Origin of the sequence: uncultured Turicibacter sp., assembly GCF_938044715.1 — a bacterium.
Lineage (GTDB): Bacteria > Bacillota_I > Bacilli_A > MOL361 > Turicibacteraceae > Turicibacter > Turicibacter sanguinis.
This window is the reverse complement of sequence record NZ_CALIOS010000116.1, coordinates 35,876-56,695: the sequence shown is the minus strand read 5'-3', so window position 1 is coordinate 56,695 and position 20,820 is coordinate 35,876. Positions and strand designations below refer to the sequence as shown.

The 20,820-nt window shown below is 32.3% G+C and carries 20 protein-coding genes; 3 read left to right on the top strand and 17 right to left on the bottom strand.

Annotation, left to right across the window (positions count from 1 at the left end; genetic code table 11):
- Positions 1-27: 27 nt before the first annotated feature.
- From surE to QWC74_RS11085, 6 genes are all read right to left on the bottom strand, one after another.
- Complete coding sequence (gene surE, locus QWC74_RS11110) at positions 28-744, bottom strand: 5'/3'-nucleotidase SurE (protein ID WP_006785217.1); 717 nt, start codon at positions 742-744, stop codon at positions 28-30.
- 12 nt (positions 745-756) lie between these two features.
- Positions 757-1,698, bottom strand: a complete 942-nt coding sequence (locus QWC74_RS11105; protein WP_006785216.1) for a bifunctional oligoribonuclease/PAP phosphatase NrnA — start codon at positions 1,696-1,698, stop codon at positions 757-759.
- A 117-nt stretch (positions 1,699-1,815) separates the two neighbouring features.
- The gene (locus QWC74_RS11100) at positions 1,816-3,135 is read right to left on the bottom strand and encodes an ABC transporter substrate-binding protein (RefSeq protein ID WP_006785215.1); all 1,320 of its coding nucleotides are present in this window, start codon (positions 3,133-3,135) and stop codon (positions 1,816-1,818) included.
- Positions 3,136-3,246: 111 nt separating this feature from the next.
- Positions 3,247-4,089 carry a carbohydrate ABC transporter permease gene (locus QWC74_RS11095; protein WP_006785214.1) on the bottom strand — a complete coding sequence of 281 codons (843 nt, stop codon included), beginning with the start codon at positions 4,087-4,089 and terminating at the stop codon, positions 3,247-3,249.
- 12 nt (positions 4,090-4,101) lie between these two features.
- A complete protein-coding gene (locus QWC74_RS11090) occupies positions 4,102-5,013 on the bottom strand; it encodes a carbohydrate ABC transporter permease (RefSeq protein WP_006785213.1) in 912 nt (303 codons plus the stop codon).
- Positions 5,014-5,022: 9 nt separating this feature from the next.
- Positions 5,023-6,066 (bottom strand): ABC transporter ATP-binding protein, encoded by a 1,044-nt coding sequence (locus tag QWC74_RS11085; RefSeq protein WP_006785212.1) that lies wholly within the window; start codon positions 6,064-6,066, stop codon positions 5,023-5,025.
- A gap of 347 nt (positions 6,067-6,413) precedes the next feature.
- Between QWC74_RS11085 and QWC74_RS11080 the strand changes: the two genes are divergently transcribed.
- From QWC74_RS11080 to QWC74_RS11070, 3 genes are all read left to right on the top strand, one after another.
- Positions 6,414-7,439 (top strand): ABC transporter substrate-binding protein, encoded by a 1,026-nt coding sequence (locus QWC74_RS11080; RefSeq protein WP_006785211.1) that lies wholly within the window; start codon positions 6,414-6,416, stop codon positions 7,437-7,439.
- 115 nt (positions 7,440-7,554) lie between these two features.
- Complete coding sequence (locus QWC74_RS11075) at positions 7,555-8,313, top strand: ABC transporter ATP-binding protein (protein ID WP_006785210.1); 759 nt, start codon at positions 7,555-7,557, stop codon at positions 8,311-8,313.
- Positions 8,294-9,115 carry an ABC transporter permease gene (locus QWC74_RS11070; protein WP_009606695.1) on the top strand — a complete coding sequence of 274 codons (822 nt, stop codon included), beginning with the start codon at positions 8,294-8,296 and terminating at the stop codon, positions 9,113-9,115. Before QWC74_RS11075 ends, QWC74_RS11070 begins: the two co-directional genes overlap by 20 nt.
- A gap of 31 nt (positions 9,116-9,146) precedes the next feature.
- Here QWC74_RS11070 and QWC74_RS11065 read toward each other — a convergent pair whose 3' ends face one another.
- The 11 genes from QWC74_RS11065 to QWC74_RS11015 all read right to left on the bottom strand — a co-directional run bounded on the left by QWC74_RS11065 (position 9,147) and on the right by QWC74_RS11015 (position 20,767).
- Positions 9,147-9,530 carry a hypothetical protein gene (locus QWC74_RS11065; protein ID WP_238672939.1) on the bottom strand — a complete coding sequence of 128 codons (384 nt, stop codon included), beginning with the start codon at positions 9,528-9,530 and terminating at the stop codon, positions 9,147-9,149.
- Between the two features lie 17 nt (positions 9,531-9,547).
- Positions 9,548-10,675: a DHHW family protein gene (locus QWC74_RS11060; protein WP_230321562.1), complete on the bottom strand. Its 1,128-nt coding sequence runs from the start codon at positions 10,673-10,675 to the stop codon at positions 9,548-9,550.
- Positions 10,676-10,687: 12 nt separating this feature from the next.
- On the bottom strand, positions 10,688-12,103 hold the full coding sequence (locus QWC74_RS11055; RefSeq protein WP_006785206.1) for an MBOAT family protein: 1,416 nt from the start codon (positions 12,101-12,103) through the stop codon (positions 10,688-10,690).
- A gap of 73 nt (positions 12,104-12,176) precedes the next feature.
- Positions 12,177-12,704, bottom strand: a complete 528-nt coding sequence (locus QWC74_RS11050) for a DUF4358 domain-containing protein (protein ID WP_006785205.1) — start codon at positions 12,702-12,704, stop codon at positions 12,177-12,179.
- A 171-nt stretch (positions 12,705-12,875) separates the two neighbouring features.
- Entirely contained in the window at positions 12,876-13,277 is a 402-nt protein-coding gene (locus QWC74_RS11045; RefSeq protein ID WP_006785204.1) for a hypothetical protein, read from the bottom strand.
- Between the two features lie 116 nt (positions 13,278-13,393).
- The gene (locus tag QWC74_RS11040) at positions 13,394-14,845 is read right to left on the bottom strand and encodes an NAD(P)/FAD-dependent oxidoreductase (protein ID WP_006785203.1); all 1,452 of its coding nucleotides are present in this window, start codon (positions 14,843-14,845) and stop codon (positions 13,394-13,396) included.
- 99 nt (positions 14,846-14,944) lie between these two features.
- Positions 14,945-15,412, bottom strand: coding sequence for an SsrA-binding protein SmpB (smpB, locus tag QWC74_RS11035; protein WP_006785202.1), 468 nt, complete (start codon positions 15,410-15,412; stop codon positions 14,945-14,947).
- Positions 15,413-15,438: 26 nt separating this feature from the next.
- Positions 15,439-16,929: a CapA family protein gene (locus QWC74_RS11030; RefSeq protein WP_006785201.1), complete on the bottom strand. Its 1,491-nt coding sequence runs from the start codon at positions 16,927-16,929 to the stop codon at positions 15,439-15,441.
- Between the two features lie 36 nt (positions 16,930-16,965).
- Positions 16,966-19,311, bottom strand: a complete 2,346-nt coding sequence (gene rnr, locus QWC74_RS11025) for a ribonuclease R (RefSeq protein WP_006785200.1) — start codon at positions 19,309-19,311, stop codon at positions 16,966-16,968.
- A gap of 192 nt (positions 19,312-19,503) precedes the next feature.
- Positions 19,504-19,734: a preprotein translocase subunit SecG gene (secG, locus tag QWC74_RS11020; protein WP_006785199.1), complete on the bottom strand. Its 231-nt coding sequence runs from the start codon at positions 19,732-19,734 to the stop codon at positions 19,504-19,506.
- 58 nt (positions 19,735-19,792) lie between these two features.
- A complete protein-coding gene (locus tag QWC74_RS11015) occupies positions 19,793-20,767 on the bottom strand; it encodes a sodium:calcium antiporter (protein WP_006785198.1) in 975 nt (324 codons plus the stop codon).
- Positions 20,768-20,820 lie beyond the last annotated feature (53 nt).

The window sequence follows — 20,820 nt, the reverse complement described above, 5'->3', positions numbered from 1 at the left end:
AAAAATCTCAGGATTTTTTATATTAAATTAAAATAATTTTTGTAATTCTTTTATTTTATCATCATCATCTAGCTTAATTTTTAACGGAGTAATAGTAATATAACCTTTTTGAATAGATTTTACATCTGTATCCTCAGATTGTTCAATATCGATAAATGGACCTGATAATTTATGGCCACCATCTTCTTCAACATAAACTTCATCATAACGTGTAACTCCTAAACTTGCAACTTTAATTCCTTTAGGTTCCGTTAATGAAGGGAAATTAATATTAAATGTAATATTTGATTCTAATTTTTGAGAAAATAGCTTTTCAAATAGTTGAGGCAAATATTTTTTTACTACCTCAAAGTTTGACTCTGTTGTTGATACAGCAATAGAAGGATATCCACAAAGATTTGCTTCAAGCGCACCCGATACTGTTCCTGAATATAAAACATCAGTCCCAACATTACGTTCATCATTAATACCTGATAAAACCAAATCGGGTTGAATCTTCAAATGACCAAGGGCATATTTCACGCAATCAGCTGGTGTCCCATCAATTCCATAAGCCAGTTTGGTATAAGGAATTGATTCAATATAAGCTTTTAAGGGACGGCGCATTGTAATTCCATGTCCTACTGCACTATTATTTTGATGAGGAGCAATCACATAAATATCACCAAATTTTGATGCAATTTCAGCTAAGGCTGCAATTCCTGGCGCTTTTATTCCATCATCATTTGTAATTAAAATTTTCATGACATCATCTCCTTAGTTATTTTGAGCTAATTCATCCAAGTCAGCAATCATCGCATCAACAGTTTCCCAATCCATTACACGAGCACCTGCTGCTTGCACATGACCACCTCCGCCATATTTTTTAGCAATTTCATTAACGGCTGCCCCACTTGAACGTAAATTAACGCGAATATCATTTCCTTCAGCATTTTCAACAAAAAATGCCCAAATTTTAATTCCTTCAATGTTTGCCAACGTATTAACGTTAGCTGAAGCTGCTAATTCATTTACGTTTAAAGATTGTAATAATTCATCTGTTAATTTTAAATACCCAACACCATGAGCCGTTTCTTCAAAGTTACAAACCGCATAACCTTTAAAACGTGCTAATTCTTTAGATTGTGTATACATTTTTGAGTATAACTCTACCATATCAAAATTATATTTTAATAATTCTGATGCATAACGGAATGTTTGCTCACTTACTCCACGGAATAAGAAGCGTCCTGTATCTGATACAATTCCATTGAATAAGCAACGAGCACCGTTATCATTTGTTTTTAAATTATTCTTAACTAATAAATCTGTAATCATTTCACAAGTTGATGTATAACTTGTATCAATCCACTCAATATCTGCATATTCATCGCTAAATGGATGATGATCGATTTTAATTTTGAAAGCACCTAATTTCCAACGTTCATCTGAAATACGTGCTGCGTTCGATGTATCTGTAATGATAACTAAAGCATTGTTATATAGTTCATCTTCAATTTCTTCTGTATGACCAATGTAATTTAAATAAGCTACTTCCTCGCCTACAAGGTAAACTTTCTTCCCCTCAAAACTTTCACGAATGATTTCAGCTAATCCAAATGATGAACCATATGCATCTCCATCTGGAATGACGTGACGGTGAATAATAATTGTTTCAAATTCTTCAATTTTCTTTAAAATCTCTTGTTGAATTGACATATTGAACCTCCTAATATAAAAATGATTACCTACTTTAATTATACGTCAAATTATGACACTCTATCAAATTATAAAGAAAAAATAGAGGTAGAAATTCTACCTCTATTCATAATCAAATTATTTTAATTGATTTAAGGCATCTTGAACTGCTTGTTCAGGAGATACTCCATTTAATACAACTTGCTCAACAGCTTGACCAACTGCTGTACGTACATTGTAAGAAGAGAATGTATCAGTGAAGAATGATGGATCATAGAAGAAAGCACTATCTTGAGATGGTCCTACAATTTTCGTTTGATCATTAGACTCTGTTACATATGCTTGATAATCTGCTGAATCAATAACTGATTGGCGGATTGGTAAGTAAGAAGTATGAGTTGCGAAGTATAAATTTCCTTCATATGAAGATAAGTATTTTGCAAATTCATATGCTGCATAAACTTCTTCAGGAGTTTTATTTTGGTTAAATACTACAACGTTAGTTCCTTGTTGAATAACAGCTTCAGTTTCTTTAGAAACTTGAGGAATTGGTGCTACCCCAACTTCGAATTCAGCTGAAGCAATATGAGAATAACCAGCAGAAGAACCAATATACATTTGAACTAAATTACTCATGAATGGACCAGACATGTATTTATCTTCTCCAGCTAAACGCCAGTATCCAGCATCAGTATTACGTTGCATTAATGTTAAAGCTTCAATAGCTGCTTGTGCATTATCTTCTGAGAATAAAATGTCACCTTTAGAATTTGTATATTCTCCACCAAATTGCTGAACCATTGTAATGAAGTAGTTTTGTGATGAATCATGACCGAATGCTGGTTTACCAGTTAATTCAGTAATTTTAGCTGAAACAGCTTCAACTTCTTCCCAAGTTGTTGGAACTTCTAATCCATTTTCTTCGAAGAATGTTTTGTTATAGTATAAAACTTCTGTTGATTTGTTGAAAGGTAAAGAATAGAATTTTCCACCTTCATATTGGCTATTTTCTGCACGATAAGCTTCAATAATATCATCAAAATCAGAAATTCCAACTTCTTTATCATTAATATAATCATCCAATGCTACAACTGCACCTGATTGTAAATATTCTGCAACCCAATCAGGATATGCTTGTGAAATTGCTGGAGCTGAACCAGATTTTAAAGCAGCTGTTGTTTTAGTTTTTAAATCATTGTAAGCACCTTGATAAACTGATTTTACAGTAATTCCTTTTTCAGCCCCAACTGTCGTATTGAATTGCTCTACTAATGCATCTACTGCTTCTTGATTTGTTCCTGACATTGCATGCCAGAATTCGATTGTTACAGGTGATTCAATTGTAGTCACTAATTCAGCTGTAGATTCATTAGTTGTTCCTGTGTCTTTCCCACTTGAACAAGCTACTAAAGTTGTTACACCAGCTAAAAGTGATAATGATGTAAATAATTTTTTCACTTTGTAGTCCTCCTACTCACAATTCATTGAGTTATTTATCTATGTATAAAAGGATTATCTCCTTTAATACCCCATTTAATACCTACTTCATAATAATTTAGTATACAAGGACTATCCTTTTAATCCTCCACGAGTTACCCCACTGATAATGTATTTCTGTAAGAATAAGTAAATAATCACAACTGGAACAATAATGATTGTTGCAGCAGCCATTTGTAAATGAACTTGTGATCCTGATTCATTTGTAAAGTGAGTTAACCCGATTGTTAAAACACGCATACTATCTTTATTTGTAATTAATAATGGCCATAAGAATGCATTCCAGCTTGCGATAAAGTTTAAAATACCAATTGTTGCGACAGCACTAATCGTATTTGGAATAATGATTTTCCATAAGTATTTCCAATCGCTACATCCATCAATTTTTGCTGCTTTATATAATTGTTCTGGAATTTGCATAAAGTATTGTCTTAATAAGAAGATATAGAAGACATTCGCAATATATGGAAGAATTAATCCTTTGAATGAATCAATCCATCCTAATGCTGATACAGTTTGATAGTTTTGGATAATTAACATTTCACCTGGAACCATCATCGTTGCTAATAATAAAGTGAAAATTGTGTTACTTCCGAAAAATTTATAACGTGTAAACGCAAATGCTGCAAAAATTGTTACGAAAATGGTTAATACTGTATTTCCAACTGCTGAAATAACAGTATTTTTAAAATAAACATCAAAAGGTGCCATTTCCATTGCTGTTTTATAATTTTCAAATTGGAAAATTTCAGGTAATAATTTTGGTGGAACAGCAATAGATTCTGAATATGTTTTAAATGATGTTAAAATCATGAAGATGAATGGGAAAAGCATGATAATTGCTCCAAGTGATAACGCAATGTAAATCAATACTTTAGCCCATGTTGAGGTAACTTTTTTTGTATTACTTTCCATTGAGCACACTCCCTATTTGTAATGAACTAACTTCTTACTTAATACCATTTGTACAAGCGTTACAGCTAAAATAATAACGAATAAAATAATTGAAGCTGCTGCAGCTTTATGTACTTGTGATGAACCATAGAACATATCATAAATGTAGTATACAACCGTCATACAACTATTTGCAGGTCCTGGCTTTCCACCAAATAACGCAAATACTTCATTATACACCTTAAAACTTCCGATGACTGAAGTCATTGTTAAGAAAAATACAGTTGGCGATAATAAAGGTAATGTAATACGAGAGAATACTTTCCATTTAGGTGTTCCATCGATTTGCGCTGCCTTGTAATATTGTGGATCAATATTTTGTAATCCTGATAAGAAAATAACAATCTTAAAGGCTAGTCCACTCCAAATATTGAAGATGATTAATGCCCAAATTGCCATTTTTGGATCATTTAGCCATTGAATTGGATCAACACCAAACATTCCTAAAAACTGATTAATATATCCAAAGTCACTATGGAATAACCAACTCCATACAATCCCAATGGCAATAACTGAAGTTACATATGGCAAGAAATAAATCGCTTGGAAAAACTTACTTGCCTTAATTCCAGTATTTAATAACAATGCAATTGCTAATGCAATAATCATTGAAACCGGAACCGCGATTACTACAATTAAAAATGTATTTTTTAATGCTTGATGGAAATTAGGATCTGTTAAGACGAATTTAAACGTTGCTAAACCGAATCCACTTCCTTCATCTGTATAATAATTATATTTTTCATAGAATCCCATACGGAATGACATAATTAATGGATAAACTACGAAAACAGCTGTAATGATTAATGTTGGTAATAAATACAAATAACCTAAAAAATTGTGTTTGATGGTTGTTCGGGTAGCATTTGATAGTTTTTTATTCATAGTTGCCCCCTACGCTAAACGGTGACCGTTCGTTGCATCGAATAAATGAATATTTTGTTGTTTTACCGTTAATTTAACGATATCTGAAACATTAACTTCATTTTCTGAATCAATTAAGCAGCGAACTTTTTGTCCATCGATTGTTACTGTCATTAATTTGTCACGTCCAATTACTTCAACCATAACAACTGTTGCATCAACACCATTTTCTTGTGCAAGGCGCCATGACTCAGGACGAACTCCAACAATTGCATCTGTATTATTTAAACCAGTTGCATCTCCTAATACAGATCCACCAACCATTACTTTTCCATTTTCAATACGTCCATTCATAAAGCTCATTGGTGGTGTTCCCATGAATGAGGCAACGAACTGATTAGCTGGTTTACGATACATTTCTTGAGGTGCTTCTTTTTGTTGTAACACTCCATCTTTCATTAAAACAATTGCATCTGTGATACTCATTGCTTCTTCTTGATCGTGTGTTACGAAAATTGTTGTAATACCAGTTTCTTGTTGAATACGACGAATTTCTTCACGAGTTTCTAAACGTAAACGAGCATCTAAGTTTGATAACGGCTCATCTAATAATAAAACGCGAGGTTTTTTCGCAATAGCACGTGCGATTGCTACACGTTGTTGCTGACCACCTGATAATTCTCCAGGTTTACGATCCATTAAGTGTCCAATTTGAACTAAATCAGCCATTTCTTGAGCAATTTTTAATGCTTCTGCTTTTGGTACTTTAGCATTTTCAAGTGGGAACATGATATTTTGGCGTACCGTCATATGTGGATATAAAGCATAGTTTTGGAATACTAATCCAATTCCACGTTTTTCTGGTGGTAAATCCGTTACATCTTCGTCACCGAAATAAATACGACCACTTGTTGGTTTTTCTAATCCAGCAATCATATAAAGTGTTGTAGATTTTCCACATCCAGATGGTCCTAAAAGACCAGCAAGTGTTCCATCTTCAATTGTTACGTTTAAATTGTTAACTGCCGTAAAATCTCCAAAGCTTTTGGTAATGCCCTCTAATCTTACTTCCATCGAACTAACCTCCAAAATTATGCATCCGTTTTGCGACTTATTTTTATATGGATACTTTGTAAAAATTCTCATTTACTATTTCTATTAGAAAAATAACATCCAAACAGTATTCTAATGAATTTTAGTATCACAAGTCAATGGAATTTATGTTAATTTCTAATTAATTTTATCTATTCTTGTCGAAATTACTTTATTTTATTCTTTTTCCTCTTACAATTATGCCCAATCAAGCAGACTTTATTACTTAACTCAAAAAATTTTTAATACTTCGTGTGCACACATTCGCCCAAGTTAAAATATGATGTATTAGACCGAGAGTTAAAATTTCGGCAAATAGGAGGGCTAATATGAAATCAATTAAACGTGTTACTTCGTTTTTAGGATTGATGGCACTTGCAACAGCTACATTAGTTGGATGTAACAAGTCATCTGATGAATTAACTCAAATCAAAGTTGCTGAGGTAACTCACTCTGTTTTTTATGCACCACACTACGTTGCCATTAGTGAAGGATTCCTAGAAGAAGAAGGATTAGAAGTTGAATTAATTAATGCTGGAGGTGCTGATAAAGCAATGGCCTCTTTACTATCAGGCGATGTGCAAATTGGATTTATGGGACCTGAAGCTTCTATTTATGTCTACAACGAAGGTGGAAAAGACCTTGCCATAAATTTTGCACAAATCACTCAACGTGATGGTAGTTTCTTAGTGGCTAAAAATCCTCATGAAAACTTTTCTTTTGATGAAATGAAAGGAACTGAAGTCATCGGTGGTCGTAAAGGTGGAGTGCCTGAAATGACACTTGAATATGTCTTAAAATCACAAGGTCTTGATGCTCGTCCAGACGATAAAACAGCAGAAGTTAATGTGCGTACTGATATCTCATTTGATGCCATGGCAGGAGCTTTTACAGGACTTGACGCTGAATATGTAACACTTTTCGAACCATTAGCAACAACTATGGAAAAAGAAGGTAAAGGTTACATCGTTGCATCAATTGGTGAACTAGGTGGTGACATTCCTTATACTTGCTACCAAACAACCGAATCATACTTAAAAGAAAATAGTGATGTCATCCAATCATTTACAAATGCTATTTATAAAGCGCAGTTATGGGTTTCAACACATACAAGTGAAGAAATTGCACAATCAATTCATCAATTTTTCCCTGATATGGAAATTGAGGACTTAGTAACAGTTGTTGAACGTTATCAATCTATTGATGCCTGGGCAACTGATCCTGTTTTAAAAGAAGATAGCTTAAATAACCTAATGGATGTTATGGAATTAGCAGGACAACTTGATAATCGTGCGCCTTATGAAACAATCGTCGATACAAGCTATGCTGAAAATGCAATTAATAATATCAAATAAAAAGATTTACTCCCTAATCAAAATAGGGAGTAAATCTTTTTTGATATTAGGTACCCTTTATTCTTTTACCTAATATTATAAAGTAGGACATATGAGAAAATGGAGGTGACCTTATATGTCAAAAATTCTAGATGTGAGCCATGTTTATAAAGATTTTTACTCAGTTGAAGAAGAGCGAAATATTATAAATGATATCACCTTTTCAGTTGAAGAAGGTGAAATTTTAGTCTTACTCGGACCTTCAGGATGTGGAAAATCTACAATTTTAAACATGATTTCTGGCTTACTAGAACCCACAAGTGGAGAGATTAATACCTATAACAAAAAAATCGGATATATGTTTCAAAAGGATCATCTATTTGAGTGGCGAACTATTATGAAAAATATCACCTTAGGCCTAGAAATTCAAAACAAATTGACAGATGAAGCAATGGAAGAAATTAAGCGATTACTACAAATTTATGATTTATGGGATTTTAGAAATAATTATCCTCGGGAGCTTTCTGGTGGGATGAAGCAACGTGCTGCCCTAATTAGAACACTGGCATTAAACCCTGATATTTTATTACTAGACGAACCCTTTTCAGGACTTGATTATCAAACAAGATTAATCGTTACCGATGATATTTATAAAATTATTAAAAGTGAAAATAAAACAGCAATTTTAGTAACCCATGACATCTCTGAAGCTATTTCAGTAGCAGACCATGTTGCTGTCTTAAGTCATCGTCCAACGACAATAAAAAGCATGCGTCCGATCAACTTGACACTTGATCATGAAAAAACACCTTTAAGCTCCCGAACTGCTCCTGAGTTTAAAGATTACTTTGATTTATTCTGGAAGGAGTTGCAAAATGATGAAGAAACAAATTAATGGAACTCCTGGCTATCAAAAATACTTAAAAGATCGTAAAAAAGAGGCATTCAATATTCACTTTCTTCAAATTTTTCTACTCGTCGCTTTCCTAATTTTTTGGGAAGTCGGCGCTCAACTAGGATTTATTGATGATTTCTTATTTAGCAAACCATCAGCTGTTTGGAATATTCTCGTCAAATATGTTTCAAATGGAGAAATCTTCAAACATCTTGGTATTTCATTATATGAAACAATTGTTGGTTTAATTATCGGGACCTGCTCTGGATTATTTATTGCTATTTGCTTATGGTGGTCAGAAAAACTTGCCAAAATTTTCGATCCATTTCTTGTTGTACTAAATGCTTTGCCAAAAACAGCTCTTGCTCCCATTTTAATCGTTTGGGTCGGAACTGGAGTAAAAGGGATTGTCGTCATCTCGATTATTACCTCTATTGCTGTCACTATTTTATCTGCCTATAACTATTTTTCAACAGTTGATGAGGATAAGATTAAACTTATGAAAAGTTTCGGAGCTAGTAAGTTTCAAATTTTAACGAAACTCGTCTTACCATCAAATACAAGTAATATGATTAACCTGTTAAAAATCAATATTGGTATGGTCTGGGTCGGGGTTATCGTTGGGGAATTTATCGCTTCTCGTGCTGGACTTGGATATTTAATCGTATATGGTGGCCAAGTATTTAACTTAAGCCTTGTTATGATGGGAATCTTAGTCCTTGCAATCTGTACACTTTTAATGTATCAACTTCTAGGCTACTATGAAAAAAAACTTAAAAAACGCCAAGGAGCTAATAAATAAAAATAAGGTGATTCTATGTGCTAGAATCACCTTATTTAACTTTTAATCGTGTTCTTTTGAGTGAAACATAATTAATTAATGATTTTAATGCCCTATAAAAAAATCCCATTACTTCAAATAATACAATTAACGTTGGCAAGATGAGTTCAACATTCCATTCAAAAGTAAAAACAAATGTTGAAAGTGGGATTAATTGAACGCCAAATAAAGCAATCAAATTAATTATTGTTAGACGCCTTACTAACTTTTGAGGTAAATCTTTAAAATAGCAACTCAGTAATAAAACTGCAATGATTAAACAGACTAAGCCATATCCCTTAAAAAATGGTCCATTTAATGATGTTAACCCAAAATAATATCTTAAGCCCATGAATCCCACTAAACAACTTAAACATGACAGATATATTTTTCTCACTAAATGTTCCCCCCCACTTAGTTATAAGACTGTAATTTTATTAAGTTAGGTTCTGATCCAAATGTTGATAAATTATATAAAAACAATGCCTGATCAAATGATTCATCTCTAATATATTCATATGGATTCATATTGAAATATCTTAAATCAATTAAGTGAATTTCTTCAAAATGTAACGCTAAAAATGGTACTAAACTGTGAGCATATGAATCTTTAAACACAACAAGTTTTCTACCGTTATTTATACTACTTTTTACAATGGTTAAAGGCTGATTTCCTCCTAAAAACATTGAGTATTTATCTTTTTGATTAAGGTAATTATAATCGTATAAACCATCTAAACTAACTTCTTCTCCATTCAAACTCACAGAAAAACTCACGTCAGTTTTTGGAATAAAGATATCCATTGAATCAGGTTGTAAATGGTGGTTATTTGCCTTTGAATAATATGTTCCATAAAATGAATCACTGACTTGTTTAATATTAAAATCCTCTAAATGATAAGCTTGTTCACCTATTGCACCCATTAGACTTTGATAAGCATAAAAAGCCCCAAGTGTCGTCCAATGATGATCGGTTTTATAGAAAATATATTCAGATTTATGTGCTTCTAGAACCGAATACACATCAATTAAATCAACTGATAATGTAGCACTTGCTTGTTTAAGCATCAGATTTTGATCATATGTTGGTGCATATAGTGGCAATAACTCTTTATAAATTTCAACTGCCGTTGGAATGAGCATGACTTCTGTATTCAAATAGGGCAACTTTTTATGAAAGGCATTTATTGAATCTAAGTTTCTTATAAAGTATTTTCCAGGCGTCAAAAATTCTTCTAGTAAATAGCCTTGTTTTCCAAAATAAACTCCATTATTTTTCCCCTTTAAAAGTAAACGCTCGACATCAGATTTTACCCCTACCCAATCATCCTTAAATACAAATTGATCCGTCATGTACTCATCAAATCCACTCGTAAATTTTCCTGATGCAAGTCTTTCCCATGTAAACTTAGGAAATTGCTGTAAAGGACGATTTTCACTTTCAGAAATACTTTTATCTGGCGTTATCATATTCCATAAACTTATTCCAAAAATAAAAATTAAAAACATCAAACTATAAACTAAATTCTTAACTTTATCCATCATCCTCACCTCCTAAAATCTAAAGTACAAGAACGGATTATAAGACGAATCAACTAAGTAAGCTGTTGAAATAAATAAAATCGAAAAGTAGATTAATGGCATAATGATTAGTTCAAAAAGCCATTTGAATTTAGACGTGCGTGTGGCATAACCATAAATTAGCTTCATTAAAGGCGTAGAAGCGATAATTAACACAATGAGGGTAATGGCATTAGAAACTAAGTAAAACAACGTCATCTGATTATAAAGACCTTCTCCTTGCATTCCAAACATAACTTTGAAGTAATTCAATAAATGTTCAAAATTATCAAAAGCGAATAATCCCCATCCGATTAATAATAAGAAGATGGTATAGAAATGACGAATAAAAGCTGGACCTCTATTTAACCACTTCATTAAAAAGGCCTTCTCAATTGAAATAATGCTTCCAAAATAAAGTCCCCAAAATACGAAATTCCAACTCGCCCCATGCCAAAGGCCTGTTAAAAACCAAACAATAAAAACATTTAAATAGGTACGATACTTTCCTTTACGATTCCCGCCAAGTGGAATATAAACATAATCTCTAAACCAAGAACCGAGTGAGATATGCCAACGTCTCCAAAACTCTGTGATACTTTGTGAGATATATGGATAATTAAAGTTTTCTAACAATTCAAATCCAAGCATTTTACCAAGTCCAATAGCCATGTCTGAATATCCACTGAAGTCGAAATAAATTTGAAGTCCGAAGGCCATAACCCCCAACCAGGCAGATAAAACTGTTAAATTTGTGACTTCAGTTGTTGAAATGCTATCCCAAAGCAAACCAATATTATTTGCTAATAAAACTTTTTTCCCAAGTCCAATAATAAATCGTCTGACTCCATCCGCAAAACGTTCGATTGTTTCTTGTCTATGATTTAATTGTTCAGCCACGGTACGGTAACGAACAATGGGTCCTGCAATAAGTTGTGGAAACATTGCAACATAAGCTCCTAAATCAACGATATTCCGTTGTGCACGAGCATCACGTCTAAAGATATCAATCGTGTAAGACATTGTTTGGAACGTATAGAATGAAATCCCAATTGGAAGAGCAATGTCTGGAGTTGAAAAAGTTGTTCCAAAAATCGTATTAATATTTGTAATGATAAACCCCGAATACTTAAAAAATGTTAGTAATCCTAAATTAATAATTACTGAGGATAATACCACACGCTTTGCCTTTTTAGGTTGATCTTGATATTTTTCTACAAGTAACCCATGAATAAAATCAACAATGGTTGAGAATATCATTAAAACAACATAAATAGGTTCTCCCCATGCGTAAAAAACTAAGCTCACTAGTAGTAAAATAAAATTACGGACACGTCTTGGAACGATAAAATATAACAACAACGTAATTGGTAAAAAAACAAATAAAAAGACAAGACTACTAAAAACCATCCTTCATCACCACCCAAAGAAGAAAAAAGACTGTTGAAGCATTTAGCAATCAACAATCTTTTTTTCAAAGAAATTATTTTACTGACTCTTCAAATACTTTTACAATTTTGTCTGCTACATCGCTTGTTACATATAATAAATAGTTTCCTTGTTGTTTAATTTGGTTTTCTTGAACTAATTCATATTGATCTGGTAAGTACATTGACCATGTTGCTTCTTGATCAGATAATACTTTTTCAAACCCATCTTTAACACTTTCTGATGCTTTCTCATCTTTAGCTTTTACAACCATAATTAAAGAAGATTTAACATTCATCATTGGTAATAACATATATCCAGATTCAATATCTGCCGTATTAAAATGATCCGCATACATTCCTAACTGTAATGAATCTGTCATATCAATCACTTGAAATCCTGGTAATACACCATCTTGAAGTTGCATATCGTAATCACTTGCTAATGTTTCTTGAATTTTATTCATGATTTCTTCAGGTGTCGCGGACGTATTACTAGCTGATTCTCCTTCTTTTGAATTACTACATCCTACCGCTACAACTGTTACTAATAAAGCCATTAACATCATCTTTAATTTTTTCATAATTGTTCCTCCTAATATTTTGATTCAAATAGAATTCCAAATTTAGCTCTTTACATTAAATTAGACGACCCTATTGCCTATTTTGTTCCAAAAGTTATAGCTTATTTATTATAATTTTAAATAATTATTAATAATTAACAAAAAAAGAGATGAATACTCATCTCTTTTTGATTAAGAATAATATGTTTCTAAAACTTTTAACAACATGCCTTGAGTGATTGTTTGTTCATAAGCCTCTACTTCAGCTTCATAATTTTTGTATAATCTCAACAATGAGAAGAAGATATCTAAATCATCATCTAGTACAAGTGTAAAATAATTTTTTTCGTTTATTTTAATTGTAATTTTTTGGCGGTTAAGATGAGTTAAACGTGAATCAGTTACTTCGTAAACAAATTCAGCTAAATAGATGTTATCTGGTAATGTTTTGACAGAGCCTATTAGCTTAAGTGCATCTTCATCGTATACTTTTGGACTGTTTAAATCAACTGTTATCGTATATCGAATCAATACTGGTTTTTTTATTTCACCTTTAGCAAATTCGATGATTTTAAGAGTTTCACTTTTTAACATACAATCCCCCCTTAACCGTTTTATAATGCTTTTAGGTTTGGCATTAATTTATTATAACATAGTTTACCACTCGTTGGTGCTTGATTTCGTCTACATCAAAAATTATATGTTTTAAATTATAAGATATGCTTATCAATTTCTTCTACGACAAGCTTAGCACTATTTAAAACTAATGAAATCCCTGTTCCAGGATGATTAGAAGCACCAACAAAAAATAAATTATCATACTTTTCACTTCGATAATGAGGTCTAAAATAATTAGTTTGTAATAGATGATGCCCTAGTCCAAAAGCACATCCCTTAACCTCACCAAACTTTTCTTCTAAATCTTTCGGCGTCAAAAATTGTTCCACTTCAATCCATTGCTGTAGATTCTCACAATTTAAAACCTCTTCTAAAATATGATAAATTTTTTGTTTTAACAGGATTACGATTTCATCATTCCAAGAAATATGTGACGTTAAATTAGGAACCCTCATCATAATATTCAACGATTCACATCCTTTAGGGGCCATTGAAGAATCCAATCGACTTGGGCAATAAATATAGACAGATGGTTTATCAGGTAAATTCCCCTTGAATACTGTCTCAATATTTTTCTTAAATTCATCGCCTATATAAATATTATGAACATTTAGTTGAGGTAATTCTTTTTTAATACCAAGATATAAAATAAAGGCTGAACAAGATAACTTATCTTTATTTTCTAACAACTTATCTTTTAATTCAAAACCATTACAATTGACTAAAAAAAGATCAGCTTTATCTAATTTTTCTCCTATTTTAACCCCTTTCACATGTTTACCTTCCGTCACTAACTCCGTTACTTCCTGGCTACAATAAATTTTACCACCCAGTTTTAAAATTAAAGACTCTAACCTTTGTACAAAGGCGTACATTCCCCCTTTAAAGTATGGTAACCCATACAGTTGAGTAACGCCTGGAAGTAAGCTATATGTACTTGAACTATCGAATGGAGATGACCCAATATACATTGCCTGAAAATATAAATAGTTTTGAAGAATCTCACTTTCAATAAATTGAGAGACATAATCTTCAGTCGTTTGAAGAGGATGAATTTTAAAGATATTTTTCATATTTTCTAAATTAAAAAATTCTTTCTTTTTTTCAAAAGATTGAGTCAAAAAATTCTCTTCAATCAGTTGATATTTCTGATAAATATCTGTCATCAAATTCAAATAGCCGATGCTATCTTTTTTAGAGATAGATTCTAATGTTTGAGTCAACTGTATCAAATTAGTACTAAAATCTAATTTTTCCCCCTTAGCGCTAAAGACTCGATACAAAAGCTTAGGCGAAAGCATTTCAAGCTCGTTTTTTAAATTTAAATCGTCAAAAAGTTGCGAGAAATTTTGAGGAATTAGAGATAAAGAAGCTGTCAAATCGAATGTGTATCCATCTTGATAAAACTGATTTACAACCCCGCCGACTCTTTCATTTTTTTCGTATATGACGACTTCATAACCTTTGCTTAACAACCTTAAAGCGCTGGCTAATCCTCCTATTCCAGCACCAACAATAATAACTTTTTTTTGTGCTTCAATCATCTGTAAACCGCCTCTCAGTTTATTGTTATTATATTTATTTGTTAATTTTTAAAAATCATGCAAAAAAGACCCCAAGCTTAAGCTCAAGGTCTTTTTCAATTAATACTTTTGACGGTCTTTCAATGCTTTTTCAATTTGACGATTTGCATCTTTGGCCTTTAAATCTTGACGTTTATCGTAATTTTTCTTCCCTTTTGCAATACCAAATAATAATTTCGCATATCCATCTTTAATGTATAACTTTAATGGAATAAGTGAATAACCACCCATTTTTTGTGTTCCAATTAATTTTGCTATTTCACGTTTGTGTAATAATAGTTTTCTTGTACGTAATGGATCATGATTAAATCGATTTCCTTGTTCATAATGAGAAATGTGCATATTATGTACAAAAGCTTCATTACGATCAATACGAACAAATGAATCTCTTAAATTGACTTTACCGGCACGAATCGATTTGATTTCAGTTCCTTGCAGCACAATTCCCGCTTCAAATGTTTCTTCAATAAAATAATCATGTCCTGCTTTTTTATTTTGCGCAAGCGTTGATCCCACACCTTTTGGCATTCTTACACCACCTTTAAGCTCTCCAACTAATTTTCATCGTAAGTAATGTAATCTACAACATCAACTACATTCGAGTAATTTTCCATTAAAGCTTGAACCGTTTCAAAATAATCACGTTGATCAGATTCAACTAATGGAACTAATTGATAATTAACTGTTCCATTTTCAGCATAGTTATAGGTTGGCATTAATTGAGGTTGCGAAATTTCAATTTTCACTTCATCACCAATCGTTGTTTTAATAATATCAAACTTTAAAATTCCACCTACTAATTTAGCAAGTCCTGTTTGACCTGAAATAAAGTTACCTAATGAATACGCAACTAATGTTTCATTTCCATCACGTCCAACCAAGATATCAACAGGTTGTAAAACATGAGGATGTTCACCTAAAATAACATTTACACCTTGATCTGCTAGCCACTTGGCTTGTTCTAACTGTGTTTCATTTGGTGTATCTTGATATTCAGTACCCCAATGCATTGAAACCACGATAACATCTGCAACTTCTTTAGCTTTTTGAATATCTTGTTCCGCTTGTTCATAACTGAACTCATTAGCTAAATAAGGTTTATCTTCTGGAACCCTATATCCATTAAATCCGTAAGAATATGCTAGTAATGCTAATCTAATTCCATTTTGTTCAATCACAGGGATTTGATCACGTTTTTCTTGTGAATCAGTTGATCCAGCTGAAATAATTCCATTTAAGGTTTGCCAGTATGATTCAGCCAAAATCACGCCATTTTCTCCCTTATCTAATGTGTGATTATTAGCTCTTGAAAACATATTGAATCCAATGCCAACAAGATCTCGAACAATTTCATATGGACTATTAAAGTTTGGATATGAAGATAATCCAATCTCTATACCTCCAATATTTGACTCTTGATTTGCAAAAGCAAAGTCTGCTGGTTCAATATATGATTTTACATTTTCAAGTAATGGAGAAAAATCAAACAAATCTCCTTCTAATCTAAAATCATTAAATACAGTATCATGTAGTAAAATATCACCTACAGCAACCATAGAAGCTTTATAGACACGTATTTCGGGTCCTAAAGAAAAGCTAATATCAATACGCTGTTTAATAGGATCTGGTTCATAATAAACTGCAAATCCAGGCTTTACATCATTTGAGTACATTGAGTCATGATAATTGACTTCATTTGCTGTAATTAATCCCGTAGCAATCAATTCATCTAGGTAGGCTCTAATTTCTGTTTCTGTGTTTTTTGAGACATCTCTTCCTTTTGATATCGTTAATTTAACATCACAAGTCTCCTCATTTTCACATTTTTGTTGATCAACAACGATCCCATAATCCACTTCGTCTGAATAAATATAATCATAAATAATATTTATATCATTAGCAGCTTCATAATGTAAAACACGCTCAACATCCCATCCTTCCATATTAGGACGAACAAAAAATTGAGCTAAAACTAATAAACCAACCATGACGAATAGGAACAAAATGACATTGAACCACTTAATACCTTTTAACTTCTTCATCATGATTTACCTGCACCCTTTCACTAATTAGCCAAACTATTATTTATTAGATTTTTTTTGACTATTACTTTTTTGATTCGAAAAGTTTTTTGAACCTTTATTATTTTTTCTTTTTGGTTTCTTATTATCATTGAAACGATCAGATGATTTTTTATTACGATTATTTCTCGAATTTGATGATGAAGATGTTTTAGGTTTGCCATCTCTTCTTCGATCATTTGCTCCTGATGCACCTCGTGTATCAATACGTTTAAATGAACGTTTAGGACGGCTCTTACTCATACCAACTAATTGGAAGTCAATAGTTCTTTCCTCTTTACTTGCAGCTACTACAACAACTTTTACAACATCCCCAAGTTTGTACATGGTTTTCGTACGACGTCCAATTAATGCTAAATTATCTTCATCAAATTCATAATAATCATCTGTTAAATCATTTACATGAACTAGCCCTTCTACCGTATTTGGTAGTTCGACATACATTCCCCATTTCGTAACAGATGAAATAACACCTTCAAACTCTTCGTCAATAAATTGTGTCATATACTCTGCCTTTTTCATATCCTCCACTTCACGTTCTGCATCGATTGCATCACGCTCACGTTTTGAAGTTTGAAGACCAATTTCAGGCATAATAGTATTATAATATGTTAAAGTCTCATTTGATAAGTCCTGTTCGAACAAATATCGACGAATTAATCGATGAACAATTAAGTCCGGGTAACGACGAATCGGTGATGTAAAGTGAGTATAGAACTCTGCAGCCAATCCAAAATGTCCTAAACTTTCTTCACTATATTTTGCTTTTTGTAATGAACGAAGCATCATTGTATTAATTGCAGCATGCTCAGGTTTTCCTTGTACGGCTTCCGTAATCATTTGCAATGCTTTTGGATGAACATGTTCTCTTGTTCCTTTAATCTCATAACCTAAAGCACGAGCTAGCTTATAGAAACGCTCTAATTTTTCAGGTTTTGGATGTTCATGAACTCGATAAATAAATGGAACATCCATCCAATGGAAATGTTCAGCAACTGTTTCATTAGCTGCTAACATAAAATCTTCAATAATGCGCTCTGCGATCCCACGGTCACGAAGTTCAACACCTGTTGGAAAACCATACTCATCTACAATAATTTTTGCTTCATCTAAATCAAAATCAATTGATCCACGATCATGACGAGCTTTACGTAGAATTTGAGATAACTCATACATTAGATGGAAATTTGGTACTAACGCTTCATAACGATTTAAAACCTCTTGATCCTCACCCTGTAAAATCAAATTCACATTGTGATAAGTCATACGTTCTGTTGTATTAATTACAGAAGGGAAGATTTCATGGTTAACCACTTCACCTTTAGGTGAAATCTCCATTTCACAAGTAATCGTCAAACGATCAACTTGAGGATTTAATGAACAAATTCCATTTGATAAACGATGTGGAATCATTGGGATAACGCGGTCAACTAAATACACACTAGTCCCTCTAAAATACGCATCACGATCTAATGGAGACCCTTCGGTTACATAATACGAAACGTCTGCAATTGAAACACCTAATAAATAGTTTCCATTATCAAGCATTTTTACATGAACAGCGTCATCTAAGTCTTTAGCATCATCGCCATCAATTGTAACAATGGTTTCACCACGTAAATCACGACGACCTTTATAGCTGTCTGCATCTAATTCCGTAGGAATAGCAGCAGCTTGTTCTAATGCATCCTTTGAAAATTCAGGTACAATGTCATATTTATAAACAACAGATAAAATATCAATACCTGGATCGTTTTTATGTCCAAGAATTTCTAAAACTTCTGCTTTAACAACATTATTTTCTAAGTAGTCAACAATCTTAACACGGACTTTATGGTCGCGAACAGCCCCTTTACTTTTATTTTTAGGAATTGCTACAACAGCATGATAACGTGAGTTGTCTGGTTTAACATAACCTACTTGTTTAATTTCATAGTAAGTCCCAATAAACTCTTTCATTCCACGTTCTAAAACTTGAACGATTTCTCCTTCTAAACTATCACCTTTAGAAGATGGTAAGATTTTAACTAAAACCGTATCTTTATGTAAGGCTCCATTTAAATCTTCATTACGAATATAAACGTCATCCATATCATCTATTTCAACAAACCCAAATCCTTTTGGATGAATAGAAATAATTCCTTTATAAAAACCTAATTCACGTGCTAAATCATAACGATCATTTTTTGAACGTACGACAACCCCTTCATCTTCAAGGGCTACCATTAATTTAACGAATTCTTTAAAAGCTTCTGTTCCTTCAATTTGTAAATAATCTACTAACTCATCAATTGTCATTGCTTCATAATGACTTGATCCTAATAACTCTAATACTGTATTGCGCAAATAGCACACCTCCAACTCATAACTACTATTCTATCATACTCGGTTAAATATTTAACCATTTTTTAGAATCCGAGAATACAAAGTTCTCTTGTATTTGACCTATGTTTAGTTTGTACCAATATTATATAATTTATTGCTACTACGTATTTTGACATTAAAAAAACTCATATTCTTCGAATATGAGCTAGTATATTATTTCATAAAAATAATTAGTCCTAAAACGATAAAAATAATTGAACAAATATAAGTTGCACGAACAATATAAGCTTCTGCTCCACGTTCTTTTTGATTCTTGAATAACTCACTATTTCCACCTGTTAATGAATCGCTTAATCCCTGTTTAGAACTTTGTAATGCAACTAAGACAATTAGGATTACTGAAATAATCATAAATAATACGTCTACAACACCTAAACTAAACATCCTAAACCCTCCTTGTATATATCAAAACTGTATCACATCTATTATACAATTTCAACCATTATTTCAAGGATGTCGTAATATAGTAACAATAAACTAGAATAATCAAAACAGAAGGAATTGCGTATAAAAATTTATTTTTAATCTTAATACCAAATAACACAAAAGCTAATACAATAGATTCTGCCAAGCCAACAAAAACTAACAATGAATTGGAGATATCGGCAATTTCAAAGATATTACCCGAGAAATATAAAACATCTGTCAAAGCAATAATTCCAAAATTAAACAAGTTACTTCCAACAATATTCCCAACTGCAATATCATAGTTACGCATTCTAATTAAACTAATTAAACTAGTCATCTCAGGTAATGATGTTGCCACCCCTAAAAAGATTGCTCCCACAAAAGATGAACCAACACCAGTCTCCCTTGCAATGTTATCTGTCGTAATTGAAACTAATAAACTACTGATCACAATAACAATTGCAAAGAATACGAAGCGTAAAATTAAGTTAAGCATTGATTCTGATGGATTTGGCAAATCGCTACTTTGATTGTCGTTAGACTCTAAATTAGAAGCTAATTTTAAATTTAAATAATATAACACCGCAATAGAAATAGATGCTGTTCCAACATGTCCCACCTGTGTAATCGTTGGACTAAAAAACGTAAATAAAATAATAATATAAATACTACAGTTAATAACATTTGTCATCGTGTTAGAGCGTCCTATGTTATTAAATAACATGTGCTTAATAAAAACAATATTTCCAACCGCTAAAATAAAAACATTAAAAGCATTACTTCCAAGAATGTTTCCGAATGCTAAATCTGGGTTATTTAACATCATTGTTGATGAAATACTTGTAATCAATTCTGGTAAGGATGTAACCCCAGCTAATAAAATTCCTCCTATTAAAGCTCCCCCGAGTTTAGTTCTCTGATCAAGTTCATCTACACATTCTGAAATTTTAATTGATGAAAAGACGACTAAAAACGATAATCCCACATACTGCAATAATAACAATCCCATCTAACAACTCCTCCTACAATCATTACTTCATTATTTACATAAGGTAAAGTAGA

What these genes read in the sequence shown, in the direction of transcription:
- surE (WP_006785217.1), bottom strand. Translation starts at nt 744, where the DNA reads ATGAAAATTTTAATTACAAATGATGATGGAATAAAAGCGCCAGGAATT.
- QWC74_RS11105 (WP_006785216.1), bottom strand. Translation starts at nt 1,698, where the DNA reads ATGTCAATTCAACAAGAGATTTTAAAGAAAATTGAAGAATTTGAAACA.
- QWC74_RS11095 (WP_006785214.1), bottom strand. Translation starts at nt 4,089, where the DNA reads ATGGAAAGTAATACAAAAAAAGTTACCTCAACATGGGCTAAAGTATTG.
- QWC74_RS11090 (WP_006785213.1), bottom strand. Translation starts at nt 5,013, where the DNA reads ATGAATAAAAAACTATCAAATGCTACCCGAACAACCATCAAACACAAT.
- QWC74_RS11085 (WP_006785212.1), bottom strand. Translation starts at nt 6,066, where the DNA reads ATGGAAGTAAGATTAGAGGGCATTACCAAAAGCTTTGGAGATTTTACG.
- QWC74_RS11080 (WP_006785211.1), top strand. Translation starts at nt 6,414, where the DNA reads ATGAAATCAATTAAACGTGTTACTTCGTTTTTAGGATTGATGGCACTT.
- QWC74_RS11075 (WP_006785210.1), top strand. Translation starts at nt 7,555, where the DNA reads ATGTCAAAAATTCTAGATGTGAGCCATGTTTATAAAGATTTTTACTCA.
- QWC74_RS11070 (WP_009606695.1), top strand. Translation starts at nt 8,294, where the DNA reads ATGATGAAGAAACAAATTAATGGAACTCCTGGCTATCAAAAATACTTA.
- QWC74_RS11060 (WP_230321562.1), bottom strand. Translation starts at nt 10,675, where the DNA reads ATGGATAAAGTTAAGAATTTAGTTTATAGTTTGATGTTTTTAATTTTT.
- QWC74_RS11055 (WP_006785206.1), bottom strand. Translation starts at nt 12,103, where the DNA reads ATGGTTTTTAGTAGTCTTGTCTTTTTATTTGTTTTTTTACCAATTACG.
- QWC74_RS11050 (WP_006785205.1), bottom strand. Translation starts at nt 12,704, where the DNA reads ATGAAAAAATTAAAGATGATGTTAATGGCTTTATTAGTAACAGTTGTA.
- QWC74_RS11045 (WP_006785204.1), bottom strand. Translation starts at nt 13,277, where the DNA reads ATGTTAAAAAGTGAAACTCTTAAAATCATCGAATTTGCTAAAGGTGAA.
- QWC74_RS11040 (WP_006785203.1), bottom strand. Translation starts at nt 14,845, where the DNA reads ATGATTGAAGCACAAAAAAAAGTTATTATTGTTGGTGCTGGAATAGGA.
- smpB (WP_006785202.1), bottom strand. Translation starts at nt 15,412, where the DNA reads ATGCCAAAAGGTGTGGGATCAACGCTTGCGCAAAATAAAAAAGCAGGA.
- QWC74_RS11030 (WP_006785201.1), bottom strand. Translation starts at nt 16,929, where the DNA reads ATGATGAAGAAGTTAAAAGGTATTAAGTGGTTCAATGTCATTTTGTTC.
- secG (WP_006785199.1), bottom strand. Translation starts at nt 19,734, where the DNA reads ATGTTTAGTTTAGGTGTTGTAGACGTATTATTTATGATTATTTCAGTA.
- QWC74_RS11015 (WP_006785198.1), bottom strand. Translation starts at nt 20,767, where the DNA reads ATGGGATTGTTATTATTGCAGTATGTGGGATTATCGTTTTTAGTCGTC.